The sequence below is a fragment of the Prauserella endophytica genome (assembly GCF_005146945.1).
Classification (GTDB): Bacteria; Actinomycetota; Actinomycetes; order Mycobacteriales; family Pseudonocardiaceae; genus Prauserella_A; species Prauserella_A endophytica.
On the sequence record NZ_SWMS01000005.1, the window covers coordinates 241,384 to 260,597 of the forward strand.

Genomic DNA, 19,214 nt, shown 5'->3' on the forward strand with positions numbered 1-19,214 from the left:
AAAGGTGTTCCATGGCGGCGAACGAGGAACGGTCCGTCGGGATCGTCATGAACGGGGTCACCGGTCGCATGGGCTACCGGCAGCACCTCGTGCGGTCGATCCTGGCGATCCGGGAGCAGGGCGGGCTGCGGCTGCCCGACGGCACGGCGTTGCGTCCTGAGCCGATTCTGGTGGGCCGCAACGAGAGCAAGCTCGCGTCCATCGCGAAGGAGCACGGTCTCGACCGGTGGACGACCGATCTGGACGAGGCGCTGAAGGCACCCGGAGCCGAGATCTACTTCGACGCCCAGGTGACCAGCCGCCGCGTCGACGGCGTGAAGAAGGCCGTCGCCGCGGGACTGCACGTGTACACCGAGAAGCCGACCGCGGAGGACACGGAGACGGCGCTGGAGCTGGCCCGGATCGTGAACGCGGCGGGCGTGAAGGCGGGCGTGGTGCAGGACAAGCTCTTCCTGCCCGGCCTGCTCAAGCTCAAGCGGCTCGTCGACGGCGGCTTCTTCGGCAGGATCCTCTCGGTGCGCGGCGAGTTCGGCTACTGGGTGTTCGAGGGTGACTGGCAGGAGGCGCAGCGGCCCTCGTGGAACTACCGCGCCGAGGACGGCGGCGGCATCATCATCGACATGTTCTGCCACTGGCGGTACGTGCTGGAGGAGATCTTCGGTCCGGTCCGCTCGGTGCAGGCGCTCGCGGCGACCCACATCCCGGAACGGGTCGGCGAGGACGAGCAGCCCTACACCTGCACGGCCGACGACGCCGCGTACGGCATCTTCGAGCTCGACGGCGGCATCGTCGCGCAGGTCAACTCCTCCTGGACGACGCGGGTGTTCCGCGACGAGCTGGTGGAGTTCCAGGTGGACGGCACCGAGGGCAGTGCCGTCGCCGGGCTGCGCCGCTGCCGCGTCCAGCACCGCTCCACGACCCCGAAGCCGGTGTGGAACCCCGACCTGCCCGCGACCGAGGACTTCCGGTCGCAGTGGCAGGAGGTGCCGGACAACGCCGACTTCGACAACGGGTTCAAGGCACAGTGGGAGATGTTCCTCCGGCACGTGGCGGCTGACGAGCCGTTCCCGTGGGACTTCCTGGCCGGCGCGCGAGGCGTGCAGCTGGCCGAGCTCGGGCTGCGGTCGGCAAGGGAGGGTCGCAGGATCGCGGTCCCCGAGCTCACTCTCTGATCCACTTTTCCCTGTTTCACCTTTCCCGGCACGACAACTGAATATCTCCCGGCATGTACGAAGTGAAAGCGCTTTCGGTAACGCTGAAACTCAATGGAGAGGTACACATGTCCGGTCGCAGACGTGCCAGGACACTGGCCGCGCTGCTCGCGTTCCTGCTCGCCGCGGGGGTGGCGTCCGCGCTCCCCGCGGCGGCGCAGGCACGCTTCAGCGTGCTGGTGTTCTCCAAGGTGACCAACTTCCATCACGACTCGATCCCCGCGGGCATCGCGGCGATCGAGCAGCTCGGCGCCGAACACGGCTTCAGCGTCGAGTCCACCGACGACGCGGCGGCGTTCACCGACGAGAACCTCGCCCGGTTCGACGCCGTCGTCTTCAACAACACCAACTCCACCCCCGAGTCGGGCGACCTGCTCGACGCCGCGCAGCGCGAGGCGCTCCAGCGCTACGTCCAGGCGGGCGGCGGCTGGGCCGGCGTGCACGCCGCGTCGGCCAGCGAGCGCGACTGGGAGTGGTACGAGGGCCTGGTCGGCGCCATCTTCGACCACCACCCCGCCCCCCAGGTGGGCCGGGTCAAGGTGCTCGACCGCGTCCATCCGTCCACACAGGACCTTCCGGAGCTGTGGGAGCAGACGGAGGAGTGGTACAACTGGCGGGTCAACCCGACCGGTGCGGTGCACACACTGGCCCAGATCAAGGTGCGCGACGGCGTCACCGGGCTCGACGAGGGAGTCGACCACCCGTACTCGTGGTGCCAGAACTACGACGGCGGGCGGTCCTGGTTCACCGCTGGCGGCCACGCCGCCGAGAAGTTCTCCGACGAGCTGTTCCTCTCGCACCTGCTCGGTGGCATCGAGTGGGCCGCCGGGGCGGTCGAGGGTGACTGCTCGGCGACCCAGACGGGCAACTTCCAGCGGGTCCCGCTCGTCGACGCGGACCTGGCCGACCCGTTCGAGCTGGCCGTGGCCCCCGACCGCCGCGTGTTCTGGATCCAGCGCACCGGTGCGCTGAAGGTCGTCGACCAGGAGACGCTGAACGTCACGACGGCACTGGACTTCCAGTACACGCCCGAGATGACGAGCCAGTCCGACGGTCTGCTCGGCCTCACGCTCGACCCGGCGTTCGCCGAGAACAACTGGCTGTACCTGCTGTACTCCGACCCGCAGGAGAACAAGCTCAACCTCTCGCGGTTCACCGTCGCGGCCGACAGCACGATCGACCTCGCCACCGAGAGTCGCCTGCTGGAGATCCCCACGTTCCGTGGCGAGGGCAGGGCCAACTCGCACATGGCCGGGTCGATCACCTTCGACGGCGACGGCAACCTCTACGTGGCGACCGGCGACAACACCGACCCGTTCGCCTCCGACGGGTTCTCGCCGATCGACGAGCGCGAGGGCAGGAGGGCCTGGGACGCCCAGGGCACGTCCGGCAACACCAACGACCTGCGCGGCAAGATCCTGCGCATCACGCCGCAGCCGGACGGGACCTACACCATCCCGGAGGGCAACCTGTTCGCGCCGGGCACCGAGCTGACCCGCCCGGAGATCTACGCGATGGGCCTGCGCAACCCGTTCCGCATCACGGTCGACCCGCACACCAACGCGTTGCTGGTGGGCGACTACGGCCCCGACGCGCGGCAGGCCGACCCCGAGCGCGGTCCGGAAGGGACGGTCGAGTTCCTGCGCATCACCGAGGCGGGCAACCAGGGCTGGCCGTACTGCACCGGGAACAACACGCCGTTCGTCGACTACGACTTCGCCACCGGTACGTCCGGGGAGACGTTCGACTGCGGCAACCTGGTCAACGACTCGCCGAACAACACCGGCCTGCGCGAGCTGCCTCCCGCCCAGCCCGCGTGGATGTGGTACGCCTACTCGGCCTCGCCGGAGTTCCCCGAGCTGGGCACGGGCGGCGGCGGTCCGATGGCCGGCCCGGTCTACGACTACGACCCGGACAACCCGAGGATCTCGAAGTTCCCCGAGTACTTCGACGGCAAGTGGTTCAACTACGAGCTGACCCGCCGGTGGTTCAAGGTGATGTCGGTGCAGCAGCACGAGCAGACGTTCACCGATCCCCGCTTCGCGCCCGCCCGCCCCGGCGACCTGCTCTCGATCAACGGGATCTTCGCCGACCTGCAGTGGATCCAGCCGTTCGACGCGCACTTCGGCCCCGACGGCTCGCTCTACGTGATCGACTTCGGTGAGGGCAGCGGCACCGGAAGGGGTGGCAGCAACGACGGCGCCGGCATCTACCGCATCGACTACGTCGCCGACGGCCGCCCGCCGACAGCGGCGATCACGCCGTCGACCGACTCGGGCAAGGCTCCGCTCAAAGTGTCCTTCTCCAGCGAGGGTTCCGCGGGCGGCGACGGCGAGCCGGTGACCTACGCGTGGGACTTCGACAACGACGGCACGGTGGACTCGACGGAGGCCAGCCCGACGCACAAGTACAAGGAGCTCGGGCAGTACACCGCCCGGCTCACGGTGACGAGCACCGAGAACCCGGACCTCACCGCCGTGGCCGTCACCGAGATCACGGTGGGCAACACGAGGCCGGAGGTGCGCATCGTGCTGCCGCCGGACGGCGGAATGTTCGACTTCGGCGACACGATCCCCTTCCGCGTGGAGGTCACCGACCGCGAGGACCGGACGATCGACTGCTCGAAGGTGGTGGTGCAGTCGCAGCTCGGCCACGACGACCACCTGCATCCGATGGACAACGTCACGGGCTGCGTGGGTGAGATCGCGACCGACGCCGGGGACAGCCACGGTCCTGGGCAGAACCTGTACGCGGCGCTGAGCGCGCAGTACACCGACGGCGGTGGCAAGGGCGGCGTGCCCGCGCTCACCGGGTCGGCGCACGTGACGCTGGAGCCGAAGCACAAGGAGGCCGAGCACTTCGAGGACCACAGCGGCATCGAGGTGCTGAGCCGCGCCGACGCGTCGGCGGGCAAGCGACTGGGCGAGATCGAGCACGGTGACTGGGCCGCCTACGACCCGATCCACCTGCAGGGCATCGACTCGCTGACCGTCAGCGCCAGCTCCGGTGGCATCGGCGGCACCATCGAGTTCCGCGCCGACGCGCCGGACGGCGAGCTGCTCGGTTCGGCGGAGGTGCCCAACACGGGCGGCTGGGGCGACGTCGTCGACACCGACGTGGCCCTCACCGATCCGGGAAGAACCGTGAAGCTCTACCTGGTGTTCGTCAACCCGGCCTGGACGCCGGACCAGGCGGACCTGCTCTCGCTGGACGTGCTGCAGTTCAACGGAAAGGGCGTGACCTCATGAGTACGCGACGGGATTTCCTGCGACTGGCCGCCGGTTCGGTGGCGGTCGCCGGGGCGAGCGGGCTGCTGGGCGGCACTGCGCTCGCGTCGGGGCCGCGCCGGGTGCCGCCAGGGCACATCGGAATCCAGCTCTACACGGTGCGCTCGCTGATGAGCACCGACGCGCAGGGCACACTCGACGCGCTGGGGCGGATCGGTTACTCGACGGTGGGCGTGAGCGGACTGTACGGGCACACGCCACAGCAGTTCCGCGCGATGCTGGACCGGGCGGGGCTGCGGGCCGTGCTCACGCACCTCTCGCTCGACGCGATCCGTGGTGACTGGCAGCGGGAGCTGGCGAACGCCCACGTGCTCGGCGTGAAGTACGTGGTGGTGCCGTCGCTGCCGAGTTCACTGTGGACACCGGCGGGCTACCGGCAGGTGGCCGCCGAGTTCACCGAGGCGGGCAGGGCGGCGCGGGCCGCCGGGCTCGGGTTCCTGTACCACAACCACGATTTCGACTTCCGGACCGTCGAGGGCGAAGTGCTCTACGACATCCTGGCGAGCGAGACCGATCCGAGGTACGTGGACTTCGAGATCGACCTGTACTGGGCGATCAGGGCGGGCTACGACCCCGTGGAGTACTTCGAGCGCTACCCGGGCCGGTTCCCGGTGTTCCACGTGAAGGACATGGCGCCCGACGGGTCGTTCGAGGATGTCGGCCACGGCACGATCGACTTCCGCCGCATCTTCCGGCGCCGGGACGTCTCCGGCGTCCAGGAGTACGTGGTGGAGCACGACCAGCCGGCCGACCCGCTCGCCAGCGCGGCCCGCAGTTACCGGACCCTGCGCACGATCCGCTTCTAGTAAAGCTCCCCAAGGCCACCTTTGCTGCGTTGAACGCAACAAAGGTGGCCTTGGGGGCAGAATCGGTTCCCCCTTTCGGCGCACGTCGGTTAGGCTGCGGCGCGCGTGCCCTGGGAGGGGAGCCTGCTTTGCCCGAGCCGTACCCCGAGATCGAGCCACGCGATCATGGCCTGCTCGCCGTCGGCGACGGGCACGAGATCTACTGGGAGGTCTGCGGCAACCCGCACGGCAAGCCCGCGGTGTTCCTGCACGGCGGGCCGGGCGGCGGCAGCTCGCCCGCCCACCGCAGGCTGTTCGACCCCGCCCGCTACCAGATCGTGCTGCTGGACCAGCGCGGCTGTGGCCGCAGCATCCCGCATTCCGCGGAGCAGGCTGCCGACCTGAGCGCCAACACGACGTGGCACCTCGTCGCGGACCTCGAGCTGCTGCGTGAGCACCTCGGCATCGACCGCTGGCTCGTCCTCGGCGGCTCCTGGGGCAGCACCCTCGCGCTCGCCTACGCGCAGACGCACCCCGGCCGCGTCACGGAGCTGGTGCTGCGCGGCATCTGGACCATGCGGCGCAAGGAGCTGGACTGGTTCTACGGCGGGGGAGCGGGGTTCCTGTTCCCCGAGCGCTGGGAACGGTTCCTGGAGCCGGTGCCGCCCGAACGCAGGGACGGCGACCTGATCGCCGCCTACCACGACCTCCTGTTCGACCCGGATCCCGCGGTGCACGGGCCTGCCGCGGTCGCGTGGAGCACGTGGGAGGCAGACACGGTCACCCTGCGCCGCCGCCCCGAGCTGGTCGAACAGTTCTCCGACCCCCGGTTCGCGCTGGCGTTCGCGCGCATCGAGAACCACTACTGCGCGCACCAGGGCTTCCTCGCCGACGAGCAGCTGCTCCGCGATGCGGGCAGGCTCGCGGACATTCCGGGCGTGCTCATTCACGGCCGGCACGACGTCTGCACGCCGCCCGTGGGCGCGTGGGACCTGAAGCGGGCCTGGCCGGCCGCCGAGCTGATCATGGTGGAGGATGCCGGGCACGCCTACGACGAACCCGGCATTCTGCGGGAGCTGCTGCGGGCCACCGACCGGTACGCGGAATAGGCTCGGGTCGTGGAACTCGTGACGATCGACGACATCCGTGCCGCGGCCGACCGGATCAGCGGTGCCGTCGTGCGCACCCCGTTGCTGCCGAGCCCGTGGGCGGACGCCGACCGCCCCCTGTGGCTGAAGCCGGAGAACCTGCAGCCGATCGGCGCCTTCAAGCTGCGCGGAGCCCAGAACGCGATCGCGCGGCTCGACGAGCGCACGCGGAACCGGGGTGTGGTGGCCTACTCGAGCGGCAACCACGCGCAGGCCGTGGCCTACGCCGCGCGGACGTTCGGCATCCCCGCCCACATCGTCATGCCGGACGTGACACCGCAGGTGAAGGTCGACAACACGCGCGGTTACGGCGCCGAGGTGGTGCTCGTCCCCATCGGCGAGCGCGAGTCCGCCGCGCTCGAGCTGGTGGAGAAGCTGGGCGCGGTGCTGGTGCCGCCGTTCGACCACCCGGACATCATCGCCGGTCAGGGCACGATCGGGCTCGAGATCGCCGAGGACCTGCCCGATGTCGAGCTGGTGCTGGTGCCGGTGAGCGGCGGCGGGCTCTCCTCGGGCATCGCGACGGCGGTCAAGGCGCTGTGCCCGGAGGCGCGTGTGGTCGGCGTGGAGCCGGAGCTCGCGGGCGACGCGCGGGAGAGCCTGCGGGCCGGGGCGCTCGTGGACTGGCCGATCGAGCGGCGCGCGCGGACCATCGCCGACGGGCTGCGCTCGCAGCTGTCCGAGCTGACGTTCGCCCACCTGCGCGCGCACCTCGACGACATCGTCACCGTGAGCGAGGACGAGATCCGGGGCGCGATGGGCGTGCTGGCCACCAGGGGACGGCTCGTCGCCGAGCCCAGCGGTGCCGTTGGCCTCGCCGCGTATCTCAACCGGGCGGGCGACCTGCCCCGTGGACGCACCGTGATCGTGGTGTCCGGTGGCAACGTGACCCCGTCGCTGCTCTCCGACGTTCTCGGCGCCTGAGCATTAGGGTGGGAGCCATCCGACGAAGGGATTTTCGCTCATGCTGTTCGGAGACGAGCACGTCCGCCGTTATGAGGAGACCGACGGGGAGGTCGGCCACGACTGGGAGAACGGTGCGCCGGTCCTCATCCTGACGACCAAGGGCCGCAAGACCGGCAAGGAACGCAAGTTCGCCTTGATCTACCAGGAGCACGAGGGCGACTACGTGATCGTCGCGTCCAAGGGTGGCGCCGACGAGCACCCCGGCTGGTACCACAATCTGGTGGCCGACCCCCAGGTGACGGTCCAGGTGAAGGCCGACAAGTTCGCGGCCAAGGCCCGGACGGCCAGTGAGAGCGAGAAGGCCGTGCTGTGGCCGAAGATGGCGGCGGTGTGGCCCGCCTACGACGACTACCAGAAGAAGACGGATCGTGATATTCCCGTCGTAGTCCTGGAGCGTGTGGCCTGAACCTCGACGAAGGGGACGAACATGGCGCAGCAGTCGACAGTCGACGTGGCCGGCCTGCTGGCGAAGCTGGCGGAGGCGGAGCATCAGGCCGAGCGCGGGGAGCTGAACCCGGCCGAGCTGCCCGGACTGGTGCGGGCCCAGCGGCTGGTGCGGGACTTCGCGGGCTGGCCGAAGGAAGTCGACTCCGACCGCTGACCGCGCTGCGCCGGTTTCCCCGTCGGGGCCGGGGCAGGTGGTTCAGCCTCGCGATCGACGTGATCGCACCGTTCCTGGCGATGGGCACCCGCCTGCGGGTGACGGGTGCCCACCACCTGCCCCGCGAGGGCGGCGTGCTGGTGGCGAGCAACCACCTGTCCAACGCCGACCCGATCATGGTCACCGTGGCGTGCCTGATGGGCGGTCGCGTGCCGAGGTTCTTCGCCAAGGCGGGGCTGTGGCGGGTGCCGGTGGTGCGCGCCGTCATGACCTCGGGCAGGCACATCCCCGTGCACCGGGGCAAGGCGAGCGCGCTCGAGGCCTACCGCGACACCGTCGACGCCGCGCTGGCGGGCGACTGTGTCGTGGTGTTCCCCGAGGGCACCTTCAGCGACCGCGCCGACGAATGGCCCATGAAGGCCAAGACGGGACTCGCGCGGGTCGCGCTCACCACAGGGACGCCGGTGGTGCCGCTCGCGTGCTGGGGCTCGCAGCACGTGCTGCCGCAGAGCGCCCGGTTGCCGCGCGTGCTGCCGAGGCGCAGGGTGGAGCTGCTGGCCGGGCCACCGGTGGACCTCTCGGATCTGCGGTCGGACAAGCCCACCGCGTCCCAGCTCAGGGAGGCGACCGAACGCATCATGACGGCGATCACGTCGTTGCTGGCAGAGGTGCGCGGGGAGAGCCCGCCACCCGGAAACGTGAAGGCATAATCGCGACCATGAGTGAACACTTCGACGTTGTGGTGCTGGGCGCGGGTCCCGGCGGGTACACCGCCGCGGTCCGCGCGGCGCAGCTCGGCTACGACACCGCCATCATCGAGGAGCGTTACTGGGGCGGGGTGTGCCTGAACGTCGGGTGCATTCCGTCGAAGGCGTTGCTGCGCAACGCCGAGCTGGCACACCTGTTCACCACGGAGGCCCGGACCTTCGGCATTCGGGTCGACGGCGAGGTGTCGTTCGACTACCAGGCCGCGTACCAGCGCAGCCGCAAGGTCGCCGATGGCCGCGTCAAAGGCGTTCACTACCTGATGAAGAAGAACGCGATCACGCAGTTCGAGGGGCGTGGCACGTTCTCCAGCGACAAGGCGATCGAGGTGCGGCGTGCCGACGGCGAGACCGAGACGGTCACGTTCGACCACTGCATCATCGCGGCGGGTGCCACGCCGAAGCTGCTGCCCGGCACGTCGGTCAGCGACCGCGTGGTGACCTACGAGGAGCAGATCCTCTCCTCGGACCTGCCGGAGAGCATCGTGATCGCGGGCGCGGGCGCGATCGGCGTCGAGTTCGCCTACGTGCTGCACAACTACGGTGTGAAGGTCACGATCGTCGAGTTCCTCGACCGCATGGTGCCGCTGGAGGACGAGGAGGTGTCGGCCGAGCTGGCGCGGCGCTACCGCAGGCTGGGCATCGACGTCCTGACGTCCACGCGCGTGGAGTCCATCGAGGAGACCTCCGACGGCGTGCGGGTCACGGTGTCGAAGGACGGCGAGCAGCAGGTGATCGAGGCCGGCAAGGTGTTGCAGGCCATAGGCTTCCAGCCCAATGTGGACGGTTACGGCCTCGAGAACACCGGTGTGCGGCTCACCGAGCGCGGCGCGATCGACGTGGACGGCCGGTGCCGCACGAGCGTGCCGCACATCTTCGCGATCGGTGACGTGACGGCGAAGCTCATGCTGGCGCACGCAGCGGAGTCGATGGCGATCCTGGCGGCCGAGACCATCGCCGACGCGGAGACGATGGAGCTCGACTACCGGATGATCCCGAGGGCGACGTACTGCCAGCCGCAGATCGCGAGCTTCGGCCTCACGGAGGAGCAGGCGCGTTCGGAGGGCCACGACGTCCAGGTGGCCAAGTTCCCCTTCAGCGCCAACGGAAAGGCCCACGGCCTCGGCGACACGGTGGGCTTCGCGAAGATCATCAGCGACGGCAAGTACGGCGAGCTGCTGGGCGCCCACCTGATCGGCCCCGAGGTCACCGAGCTCCTGCCGGAGCTGACGCTGGCCCAGCAGTGGGACCTGACGGTGCACGAGGTGGCCCGCAACGTCCACGCGCACCCGACCCTCGGCGAAGCCGTGAAGGAAGCGGTCCACGGCCTGGCCGGCCACATGATCAACATGTGACCGTTTCGCGAGTCCCCCGCTCAGGCCCGCGAGTCCCCCGCTCGGGCCCGCGAGTTGCCCGCTCGGGCCCGCGAGTTGCTCGTTCGGGCCCGCGAGTTGCTCGTTCGGGCCCGCGAGTTGCCCGTTCGGGCCCGCGAGTCTCGCCTTCCGGACGCCGAGTTGTGCGTTCCGCGGTCCGGCCGGACCGGATGGCGAGTAAGAAACCCTCTCTGGTGACGGCGAGCGGCCGGCTCACCGTCGGGAACGCGCAACTCGGCGGCCTGAGTGCGCAACTCGGCGTCCTGAGCGGGGGACTCGCGGGCGGGAGCGGGGGACTCGCGCGGAACGCGAGCTCACGCGCGCGGGCCTGCTGGCGGCGGAGCAGGCGAGGGCCGTGCTCAGGGAGTCCGACGAGCTGCACAGCATCAGCCAGGTCCTGCGCGGTGAGCTCTCCGGCACCCTGCGGATCGGCTGCTCACCACCCTCTCGCCCTGGCTCCTGCCGCGCATCATCGCCCATTTCGCGCACCGGCTCCCCGGTGTGCGGGTCGAGGTGCTGGAAGCCTCGTCCGATGGGTTGCAGCAGCGCCTTCAGGACGGGGACCTCGACGTCTGCCTGATGTGCGCCCAGCACATCCGCACCCGGCTCGACCACGAGGAGATCGTGCCGGTCCAGCTCGTGCTGCCCGCCGAGCACCGGCTCGCGGATCGCGACGAGGTAGGTGGCGTTCCGCGAGCTCGGCGACGAGCCGGCGGTGCTGCTCGCGGTGCTGCCCGCGCGGGACCTGGTGGAGGAAATCCTGCGCAAGACCGGCTTCACGCCGAACGTGGCCTGGCGCATCGCGAACGTGGAGACCATCCGGTCGATGGTCGGGAGGGGCTCGGCTACTCGGTGCTGATGGCAGACCCGTGCCCGACAACGCCGTGGTGCTCGGCTACCGCACGGCAGCGTTCCGACGGCGAAGGTCCGTGCGCTCGCCGACTGCTGCCGTCGCGAGTTCGCCGAGGAAGGGCATCCCGTGCAGCGACGGCCTCCGGAACGCGCAACTCGTCGTCCGGAACGCGCAACTCGCTGTCCTGAGCGGGCGACTCGCGGGCGGGAGCGGGCGACTCGCGGGCGGGAGCGGGCGACTCGCGCGCGGGCGTAGCCAAAGCCGGGGTGCATGGTGCAGGCTGGCTCTGGCATTCGGCGGATTCATCGTGGCGGCTGCTGGGGCGACAATCCTTTACCGGCGCTGGTGACGGTTCCGGCGGGCGACGACGTTCAAGGGGAGAACAGCATGCACCGATCCCACCGCAGGGCCCTCGCTCGTCGCAGGCGTGCGAACGCGAGAAGAGCCCGAGTGGCCTCGCTGGCCGCCGTGTCATTGGCCTTCGTGCCGTTCGTGGGCGGTGGCGCCGGATCGCTGCCACTGGCCGGAACCGGACTCCAGCAACCCTTCGGCGCCACCGGCGAGCGGCCCGCACAGCAACAGCTCAGCCCGCGGGTCCTTGCCGACGCGGGTGATCCGCTGGCGCTGGCGAGGGGCGGGGCGCCGCTGGGCGTGCCGATTCCCGAGCTCGCGGACGGCACCGGCGTCTCGGGCTCGTCGGCGACCGGCTCGCTCGGCATCCCCGGCGCCGTGCTGAAGGCCTACCACGACGCCGAGCGCTCACTCGCCTCGCTCAGCCCCGGCTGCAACCTCGACTGGAGCCTGCTGGCCGCCATCGGCCGGATCGAGTCAGGGCACGCGAGCGGCGGGCACGTCGACGGCGACGGCCGCACGCTCTCGCCGATCCTCGGCCCCCAGCTCAACGGTGCGGGCGCGTTCGCCGCGATCGCCGACACCGACGGCGGCGCGCTCGACGGCGACCGCGTGTGGGACCGGGCGGTCGGGCCCATGCAGTTCATCCCCGGCACGTGGCGCGCCTACGCCGCGGACGGCAATGGCGACGGGGTCGCCGACCCGCACAACGTCTTCGACGCCACGGTCGCGGCAGGCAAGTACCTGTGCGCGGGCGGCGGCGACCTCGGCAACCCGCAGGACCGCGCGCGGGCCGTCTTCCGCTACAACCAATCGGACTCCTACGTGCGCACGGTCCTGCTGTGGGCGAGCCTCTACGCGGGAGGCGTGACGCCGACGGCGAGCGCGCCCGGCCCGATCGTCCTCGCCGACGGCGGGCCGGTGCCCGGATTCCACCGCTCGCCGAGGGGCCAGAGCGCGCCGCCGCCATCGGCGCCGAGCGTGCGGCCCGGCCCCGCTCCCAGCAAGCCTCCCGCCACGGGCGCCCCTCCGGCCACGGACGCGCCTCCTGCCACGGGCGCCCCTCCGGCCACGGGCGGTCCCGGCACCACCACACCGCCGCCCGGCACCAGCGAGCCGGACCGCACCACGCCGACCACGCCGCCACCCTCCACGGACGAGCCGGATCCCACCACGCCACCGCCGACGTGCGAGCCCACAGAGCCCACAGAGCCGACCGAGCCCACCACGACGGAGCCCACGGAGCCCACCGAGACGACGGAGCCGGCCGAGCAGCCCGCCGGCACGGAGCCCACCGAGACGCCCACGAGCACCGAGCCGACGGAGCCCACCGACACCACGGAGCCGCCTCCGCCGTCCTGCACACCCTGAGAGTGGCCCACGCCGCCGGTGGCGAGCCCCTCGCCGAGCGGGGGGAGGCCGCCACCTAGGGTGCGGCGGCATGGTGGGACAGGGCACGGCTCACGCGCCGCGCGCGGGAGCGCAGGCCGCCGTTCCCACCTTCGCGCGCCTGCCGGTGCTCGCCGTCGCGGGCGCTGCGATGGCCGTGCTGCTCGCCGTCAGCGGCCGCTACGGCTACCACGGCGACGAGCTGTACTTCATCGCCGCCGGGCGGCACCTCGACTGGGGCTACGCCGACCAGCCGCCGATGCTGCCGCTGCTCGCGCTGCTCACCGACACGCTCTTTCCCGGCTCGGTGACCGGTTTCCGGCTGCCCGCGATCCTGTTCACCGGTGCGGGCGTGGCGATCGCCGCGCTCATCGCGCGCGAACTCGGCGGCAGCGCGCGAGCGCAGGCCATGGCGGCCGGTGCCTACGCGTGCTCGCCGTTCCTGCTCGCCGGCGCGGGCCACATCCTCGCCACGCACATGGTCGACGCGTTCCTGTGGACGGTGATCTGCTGGCTCGTGGTCCGGTGGGTGCGGGTGCGCGACGACCGGCTGCTGTTCGCCGCCGCGCTGGTGACCGCCGTGGACCTCCAGGTGAAGTTCCTCATCCCCGTGTTCTGGGCACTGCTCGCGGTGTCCGCGCTCGTGCTCGGGCCGAGGGACCTGCCGCGCAGGCCGCTGCTGCTGGCCGGTGGCGCGATCGCCGTGCTCACGTGCGTGCCGACGCTCGCGTGGCAGGCGGCGCACGGCTGGCCGCAGCTGGAGATGAACGCGATCGTCGCGAGTGAGGTCGCGTTCGCGGGCGGGCGAGCCACCTTCCTGCCCATGGCGCTGGAGCAGGCCGGGATCGGCGTCGGCGCGCTGGCGCTCGTGCTCGGTGTGTGGTGGCTGCTGCGCTCGCCGCGGTTGCGCCCGTACCGGTTCCTCGGCCCCGTGGTGCTCGGGGTCACGACCGTCTTCTGGTTCACCGCGGGGCGGCCCTACTACGTCGGCGGACTGTTCGCGCTGTGTTTCGCCGTCGCCGCCGTGGAGCTGGACCGTGTGCTCGTCCCGCGCTGGCGGCCGGTCGTGCTGCTCGCCTACGCGCTTTCGGCCGTGGTCGCGGTCAGCTGGCTGCCCGTCAAGCCCGTCTCGGACTACGCGGGCAAGCCGTACAGCCCGATGAACATGGCGCTCGAGGAGTTCGGCTGGGAGGGCGTCGCGCGCAGTGTCGCCGCCGCCTACACGTCGCTGCCGCCGGGCGACCGGGCCCGCACGACGGTGGTCACCGAGACCTACTGGCAGGCCGCCGCGATCGAGAAGTTCGCTCCCTGGCTGCCGGAGCCGTACAGCGGAAGCAGGGGCTACTGGTACTTCGGTTCGCCGCCCGAGCAGGCCGTGGACGTCGTGTTCGTCGGCTCGACGCGTGAACGTCTGCTCGGCTACTTCGCCGGCGTGCGCAAGCTCGGCGAGGTCGACAACGGCCACCGGATCAACAACGTCACGCAGGGCGAGCCGATCTGGCTCTGCGAGGGTCGCGTGGCTCCGTGGACGGAGCTGTGGCCGCGGCTTCGCCACATGTCTTTCACCTGGTAGAGCCGCTTTTCTCCGACGACTACGCCAAGTAGTTGTTCACAAGCGCGCAACTTCACCTTGACGGGTGTTGTGGGTCACTCTACTTTTGCATGTCACAGGAGGAAGTGGGGCTGATGTGGATTTAAGTCTGCATGCGGCGAGCGCTGACGAGGGCGTCGAGCCACTGCTGGCGATGCGCGGCATCGTCAAGCTCTTCCCCGGGGTCCGTGCGCTCGACGGCGTCGACCTCGAGGTTCGCGCAGGCGAGGTGCACTGCCTGCTCGGCCAGAACGGCGCGGGGAAGTCGACGCTTATCAAGACGCTGGCCGGGGCGCACCAGCCCGACGCGGGCGAGATCGTGTGGCGCGGGGAGGCCATCACCCTGCCCTCGCCGGTGGCCGCCCTCAAGCGCGGCATCGCGACGATGTACCAGGAGCTCGACCTCATCCCGAGCCTCTCGGTGGCGGAGAACGTCTTCCTCGGCCACGAGCGGGCGCGGTTCGGCTTCACCAGGCCCGCCGCCGCCCGCGCCGAGACGGCCGCGCTGCTGGAGCGGCTCGGCCACGCCGAGATCTCGCCGGACGAGGAGGTCGGCAGGCTCTCCGCGGCGGGCCAGCAGCTGGTCTCGATGGCGAGGGCACTCGCGCACGACGCGCGGCTCATCGTCGCCGACGAGCCGACGGCCGCGCTCGCCAGCGACGAGGTGGACAACCTCTTCCGCATCATCGCCGAGCTGACCGCCTCGGGCGTCGCGGTGGTCTACATCTCCCACCGGCTCGAGGAGATCCGCCGCATCGGCCACCGCGTCACCGTCATCAAGGACGGGCGCACGGTCGCGGCCAACCTCGACGCGCGCGAGTCGCCGACCTCCGACCTCGTCGACCTCATGGCGGGCCGCAAGGTCCAGACGGCGTTCCGCGAGGTGGGCGAGGCGACGGTCGAGTTGGGCGACGTGCTGCTCGACGTGCGCGGGCTGAGCCGCGACGGCGAGTTCCGCGACGTCACGTTCTCCGTGCGCGCGGGCGAGATCGTCGGGCTGGCGGGGCTCGTCGGCGCGGGCCGCAGCGAGGTGCTGGAGACGATCTTCGGGGCGCGCAAGGCCGACGCGGGCACCGTGTCGGTCGACGGCAGGACGCTGCGACCCGGCAGCGTCGCGTCGGCCGTCAAGGCCGGGGTGGGCCTCGCGCCCGAGGAGCGCAAGAGCCAGGCGTTGCTGCTCGACATGTCGGTGACCCACAACGTCACACTCGCGAGTCTCGACGAGTACAGCAGGCTCGGCTTCTCGCAGCGGGGCAGGGAGACCAGGGACTCGGCGTCCACTTTGGATCGGCTCGACCTGCGGCCGGCCGACCCGTGGCGGCTCGTGCGCACGCTTTCCGGCGGCAACCAGCAGAAGGCCGTGGTGGCCCGCTGGCTCGTGCACGGCTGCCGGGTGCTGCTGCTCGACGAGCCGACGCGGGGTGTCGACGTCGGCGCCCGCGCCGAGCTGTACCGGCTCATCCACGAGCTCGCGGCCACCGGGGTCGCCATCGTGCTGGTGTCCAGCGAGATCCCCGAGGTGCTCGGACTCGCCGACCGGGTGCTCGTGCTGCGGGAGGGCGACGTGCTGGCCGACCGGCCCGCGAACGAACTGACGGAAGGCGACGTGCTGGACATGGTCATGGAAGGAAGCGCAGCGTGACGAAGGCACTCGACAGACCGCCGGTGCGCTCCGCGGGCGTGAGCGCACTGCGCCGCTCGGTGCGGTTCGACGTGCGGTTGGTGGGCCTGGCCGGTGTGCTGGTCCTGCTGTGCGTCATCGGGCTCATCACCAGGCCGGAGACGTTCCTGACGCAGGACAACCTCTCCACGATGCTGCGGCTCGCCGCCGCGATCGGCGTGGTGAGCGTCGGCATGACGTTCGTGATCATCGCGGGAGGTATCGACCTCTCGGTCGGCTCGATCGTCGCGCTCTCCAGCGTGTGGATGACGACGCTCGCCACGCAGTCGTACGGACCGGTCGTGATGGTCCTGTGCGCGTTGCTGGTCGGCCTCGGCTGCGGACTGATCAACGGGGCGCTGGTCTCCTACGGCAAGGTCGTCCCCTTCATCACCACGCTCGCGATGATGGCCTCGGCCCGCGGTCTCGCCGAACGGCTGTCGGGCAGGCAGACGCAGGTCGTGACGGAGACCGGGTTCACCGACTTCTTCCGCGCGTCGGTTCTCGGCATTCCGGTGCTCGTGATCATGCTCGCGCTGGTGTTCGCGGTCGGCTGGATCGTGCTCAACCGCACCACGTTCGGCAGGCGTACCTACGCCATCGGCGGCAACGCCGAGGCGGCCCGCCTCTCCGGCATCAACGTGAAGCTGCACACCGCGCTCGTCTACGGAATCAGTGGCCTGTGCTGCGGCATCGCGGCGATCATGGTGGTCGCGCGGACCACCTCCGGTGCCTCCACCAACGGCCTGTTCTACGAGCTCGACGCGATCGCGGCGGTGGTCATCGGTGGCACGTTGCTCTCCGGCGGCCGGGGCAGCCTCATCGGCACCCTGATCGGCGTCCTGATCTTCACCGTGCTCAACAGCATCTTCACGCAGAACAACCTCGACACCGACATCCAGAACATCGCCAAGGGCGCGATCATCGTCGGCGCCGTGCTCCTGCAGCACACGACGGCGAGGCGGCGCAAGCGAAAGCCCCCCGCTCGAACGGACCCCGACCCGCAACCGACCAACACCAACGGGAGCCAGTCATGATCCAGACCAACTTAGCCCGACGCGGATTCCTCTTCGGCGCGGCCGGACTCGGCGCTGGCGCGGTGCTGGCCGGCTGCACGTCGAACGAGCCCGAGCAGCAGAACAACCCGCAGCAGCAGAACCTCGCGCAGGGTGACAACGCCCAGCCGGGGCAGCCGGTGACCATCGGATTCTCCGCGCCCGCCGCCGACCACGGCTGGATGGCGGCGATGACGATCAACGCGAGATCCGCCGCCGAGCAGTTCTCCGACGTCACCCTCAACGCCACCGAGGGCACCAACGACGTCAACCAGCAGATCGCGCAGGTCGAGTCGCTCATCAACGCCGGGGTCGACGTGCTCGTGATCCTGCCCTTCGACGGCAAGGCGCTGACGCAGGTCGGCCGTCAGGCCATGGACGCCGGGATTCCCGTCGTCAACGTCGACCGGGTCTTCGACACCCCGCTCGCGTACCGCGCGTGGATCGGCGGCGACAACTACCGCATGGGCGTCAACGCCGGCAACTACATCGCCGAGCGGCTCCAGCGAGAGAACGTCAACAACCCCGTGATCGGCGAGGTCGCCGGCATCGACTCCCTGCCACTGACCCAGGAACGCAGCCAGGGCTTCCGCGACGCCCTGCAGCGCCACGGGCTCAGCGTGGGCCCGCGTGTCTCGGCCGAGTTCACGCCGGAGTCCGGCGAGCGGCAGACGGCGAACCTGCTGCAGGGCGCGCAGACCCTGCACGCGCTGTGGAACCACGACGACGACCAGGGTGTCGGCGTGGTGGCCGCGATCGAGAACGCGGGCCGCAACGACTTCTTCATGGTCGGCGGCGCGGGTTCCACGAACATGATGAACCTGATCAAGGCCGACTCCGGCCCGGTCAAGGCGACGGTGCTCTACAGCCCGTCGATGGCGTCGTCGGCGATCGCGATGGCCCGGCTGCTCGGGCAGAACAAGGGCCTCGGCGACCTCGCCGAGCACGAGATCCCCTCGGAGATCACGACGTACTCGGCCGTCGTCACGAGGGAGAACGTGGACAACTACATGGACGTCGGGTTCGACTCGTGACGGATGGTGCACAGTCGCTCGGCATCGCCATGGTGGGGCACGCCTTCATGGGTGCCGTCCACTCGCACGCGTGGCGCAACGTCCACCGCTTCTTCGACGTCCCGCTGAGCCCGCGTCTCGTGGTGCTCGGCGGGCGCGACGAGCAGCGGGCCAAGGAAGCCGCCGGCCGCTTCGGCTGGGAGTCGGTGGAGACCGACTGGCGGGCGATCATCGAGCGGGAGGACGTCGACCTCGTCGACATCTGCACGCCGGGTGACACGCACGCCGAGATCGCGATCGCCGCGCTGGAGGCGGGAAAGCACGTCCTGTGCGAGAAGCCGCTCGCCAACACGGTCGCCGAGGCCGAGCGCATGGCCGAGGCGGCGGCCCGCGCCGACGCACGCGGCGTACGGTCGATGGTCGCGTTCAACTATCGCCGGGTGCCCGCGCTGTCGCTCGCGCGCAGGCTCGTCGCCGAGGGCAGGCTGGGCGAGCTGCGGCACGTGCGTGCGGTGTACCTGCAGGACTGGCTCTCCGACGCCACATCGCCCATGACGTGGCGGCTGCGCAAGGAGCAGGCCGGTTCCGGGTCGCTCGGCGACATCGGGGCGCACATCGTGGACGCGACGCAGTTCGTCACCGGTGAGGTGATCACCGGTGTCGCGGGCCTCACGGAGACCTTCGTGCGCAGCAGGCCCGGCGCGGGCGGCGCCGAGGAGGCCGTGACGGTCGACGACTGCGCGGTGTTCCACGGCAGGCTCTCGTCGGGCGCCGTGGCGACGTTCGAGGCGACCCGGTACGCGCTCGGCCGCAAGAACGCCATGCGCATCGAGGTCAACGGCTCGCGTGGCAGCCTGGCCTTCGACTTCGAGGCCATGAACGAGCTGTGGTTCTACGACGGCGACGAGCCGGGGGAGACCGCGGGCTTCCGCCGCATCATCGCCACCGAGCCGGAACACCCTTACGTGAGCGCGTGGTGGCCGCCCGGCCACGGCCTCGGTTACGAGCACACGTTCACCCACGAGATCGCCGACCTCCTGCGGGCGATCGGCGACGGACAGTCCCCCGAACCCGGTTTCGCCGACGGCCTGCGCGTGCAACGCGTGCTGGACGCGGTGGAGAGCAGCGCGGCCGACTCTTCGCGCTGGAAACAAGTGGAGGAATAGA

The 19,214-nt window shown here is 70.6% G+C and carries 16 protein-coding genes and 1 pseudogene; all 17 read left to right on the forward strand.

Features of this window, described 5'->3' with window-relative positions; translation table 11 throughout:
* The first annotated feature begins 11 nt into the window (after positions 1-11).
* A complete protein-coding gene (locus FCN18_RS12190; RefSeq protein ID WP_137094985.1) occupies positions 12-1,172 on the forward strand; it encodes a Gfo/Idh/MocA family protein in 1,161 nt (386 codons plus the stop codon).
* Between the two features lie 107 nt (positions 1,173-1,279).
* On the forward strand, positions 1,280-4,459 hold the full coding sequence (locus tag FCN18_RS12195) for a ThuA domain-containing protein (RefSeq protein WP_137094987.1): 3,180 nt from the start codon (positions 1,280-1,282) through the stop codon (positions 4,457-4,459).
* Entirely contained in the window at positions 4,456-5,304 is an 849-nt protein-coding gene (locus tag FCN18_RS12200; protein WP_113642486.1) for a sugar phosphate isomerase/epimerase family protein, read from the forward strand. The genes FCN18_RS12195 and FCN18_RS12200 overlap by 4 nt, the downstream gene beginning before the upstream one ends.
* Before the next feature lie 128 nt (positions 5,305-5,432).
* The gene (pip, locus tag FCN18_RS12205; protein ID WP_137094989.1) at positions 5,433-6,392 is read left to right on the forward strand and encodes a prolyl aminopeptidase; all 960 of its coding nucleotides are present in this window, start codon (positions 5,433-5,435) and stop codon (positions 6,390-6,392) included.
* A 9-nt stretch (positions 6,393-6,401) separates the two neighbouring features.
* Positions 6,402-7,355: a threonine ammonia-lyase gene (locus FCN18_RS12210; RefSeq protein WP_112275120.1), complete on the forward strand. Its 954-nt coding sequence runs from the start codon at positions 6,402-6,404 to the stop codon at positions 7,353-7,355.
* 40 nt (positions 7,356-7,395) lie between these two features.
* Entirely contained in the window at positions 7,396-7,803 is a 408-nt protein-coding gene (locus FCN18_RS12215) for a nitroreductase family deazaflavin-dependent oxidoreductase (protein WP_137094991.1), read from the forward strand.
* Between the two features lie 21 nt (positions 7,804-7,824).
* Positions 7,825-7,998 carry a hypothetical protein gene (locus tag FCN18_RS39050; protein ID WP_158303091.1) on the forward strand — a complete coding sequence of 58 codons (174 nt, stop codon included), beginning with the start codon at positions 7,825-7,827 and terminating at the stop codon, positions 7,996-7,998.
* 59 nt (positions 7,999-8,057) lie between these two features.
* Positions 8,058-8,708 carry a lysophospholipid acyltransferase family protein gene (locus FCN18_RS12220; RefSeq protein ID WP_407675770.1) on the forward strand — a complete coding sequence of 217 codons (651 nt, stop codon included), beginning with the start codon at positions 8,058-8,060 and terminating at the stop codon, positions 8,706-8,708.
* An 8-nt stretch (positions 8,709-8,716) separates the two neighbouring features.
* Positions 8,717-10,117 carry a dihydrolipoyl dehydrogenase gene (gene lpdA, locus FCN18_RS12225; RefSeq protein WP_137094993.1) on the forward strand — a complete coding sequence of 467 codons (1,401 nt, stop codon included), beginning with the start codon at positions 8,717-8,719 and terminating at the stop codon, positions 10,115-10,117.
* 450 nt (positions 10,118-10,567) lie between these two features.
* A pseudogene (locus FCN18_RS40850) lies at positions 10,568-10,804 on the forward strand (LysR family transcriptional regulator substrate-binding protein); the annotation flags it as partial.
* A 13-nt stretch (positions 10,805-10,817) separates the two neighbouring features.
* Positions 10,818-10,994, forward strand: coding sequence for a type 2 periplasmic-binding domain-containing protein (locus tag FCN18_RS40115; RefSeq protein WP_137094995.1), 177 nt, complete (start codon positions 10,818-10,820; stop codon positions 10,992-10,994).
* Between the two features lie 444 nt (positions 10,995-11,438).
* Positions 11,439-12,710: a lytic transglycosylase domain-containing protein gene (locus FCN18_RS12245; RefSeq protein ID WP_158303092.1), complete on the forward strand. Its 1,272-nt coding sequence runs from the start codon at positions 11,439-11,441 to the stop codon at positions 12,708-12,710.
* 70 nt (positions 12,711-12,780) lie between these two features.
* The gene (locus tag FCN18_RS12250) at positions 12,781-14,301 is read left to right on the forward strand and encodes an ArnT family glycosyltransferase (RefSeq protein WP_137095002.1); all 1,521 of its coding nucleotides are present in this window, start codon (positions 12,781-12,783) and stop codon (positions 14,299-14,301) included.
* A 172-nt stretch (positions 14,302-14,473) separates the two neighbouring features.
* Positions 14,474-15,961, forward strand: a complete 1,488-nt coding sequence (locus tag FCN18_RS12255; protein ID WP_112275134.1) for a sugar ABC transporter ATP-binding protein — start codon at positions 14,474-14,476, stop codon at positions 15,959-15,961.
* A complete protein-coding gene (locus tag FCN18_RS12260) occupies positions 15,958-17,016 on the forward strand; it encodes an ABC transporter permease (RefSeq protein WP_137095004.1) in 1,059 nt (352 codons plus the stop codon). The genes FCN18_RS12255 and FCN18_RS12260 overlap by 4 nt, the downstream gene beginning before the upstream one ends.
* Positions 17,013-18,068, forward strand: a complete 1,056-nt coding sequence (locus tag FCN18_RS12265) for a substrate-binding domain-containing protein (RefSeq protein ID WP_112275138.1) — start codon at positions 17,013-17,015, stop codon at positions 18,066-18,068. The genes FCN18_RS12260 and FCN18_RS12265 overlap by 4 nt, the downstream gene beginning before the upstream one ends.
* 29 nt (positions 18,069-18,097) lie before the next feature.
* Complete coding sequence (locus FCN18_RS12270; protein ID WP_369973632.1) at positions 18,098-19,213, forward strand: Gfo/Idh/MocA family protein; 1,116 nt, start codon at positions 18,098-18,100, stop codon at positions 19,211-19,213.
* Position 19,214: the final 1 nt, after the last annotated feature.

Excerpts from the sequence above, each read along its gene's own strand:
- FCN18_RS12270 (WP_369973632.1), top strand. The coding sequence starts at position 18,098 with ATGGTGGGGCACGCCTTCATGGGTGCCGTCCACTCGCACGCGTGGCGC.
- FCN18_RS12250 (WP_137095002.1), top strand. The coding sequence starts at position 12,781 with ATGGTGGGACAGGGCACGGCTCACGCGCCGCGCGCGGGAGCGCAGGCC.
- FCN18_RS39050 (WP_158303091.1), top strand. The coding sequence starts at position 7,825 with ATGGCGCAGCAGTCGACAGTCGACGTGGCCGGCCTGCTGGCGAAGCTG.
- FCN18_RS12190 (WP_137094985.1), top strand. The coding sequence starts at position 12 with ATGGCGGCGAACGAGGAACGGTCCGTCGGGATCGTCATGAACGGGGTC.
- lpdA (WP_137094993.1), top strand. The coding sequence starts at position 8,717 with ATGAGTGAACACTTCGACGTTGTGGTGCTGGGCGCGGGTCCCGGCGGG.
- FCN18_RS12200 (WP_113642486.1), top strand. The coding sequence starts at position 4,456 with ATGAGTACGCGACGGGATTTCCTGCGACTGGCCGCCGGTTCGGTGGCG.
- FCN18_RS12255 (WP_112275134.1), top strand. The coding sequence starts at position 14,474 with ATGCGCGGCATCGTCAAGCTCTTCCCCGGGGTCCGTGCGCTCGACGGC.
- FCN18_RS12265 (WP_112275138.1), top strand. The coding sequence starts at position 17,013 with ATGATCCAGACCAACTTAGCCCGACGCGGATTCCTCTTCGGCGCGGCC.
- FCN18_RS12215 (WP_137094991.1), top strand. The coding sequence starts at position 7,396 with ATGCTGTTCGGAGACGAGCACGTCCGCCGTTATGAGGAGACCGACGGG.
- FCN18_RS12195 (WP_137094987.1), top strand. The coding sequence starts at position 1,280 with ATGTCCGGTCGCAGACGTGCCAGGACACTGGCCGCGCTGCTCGCGTTC.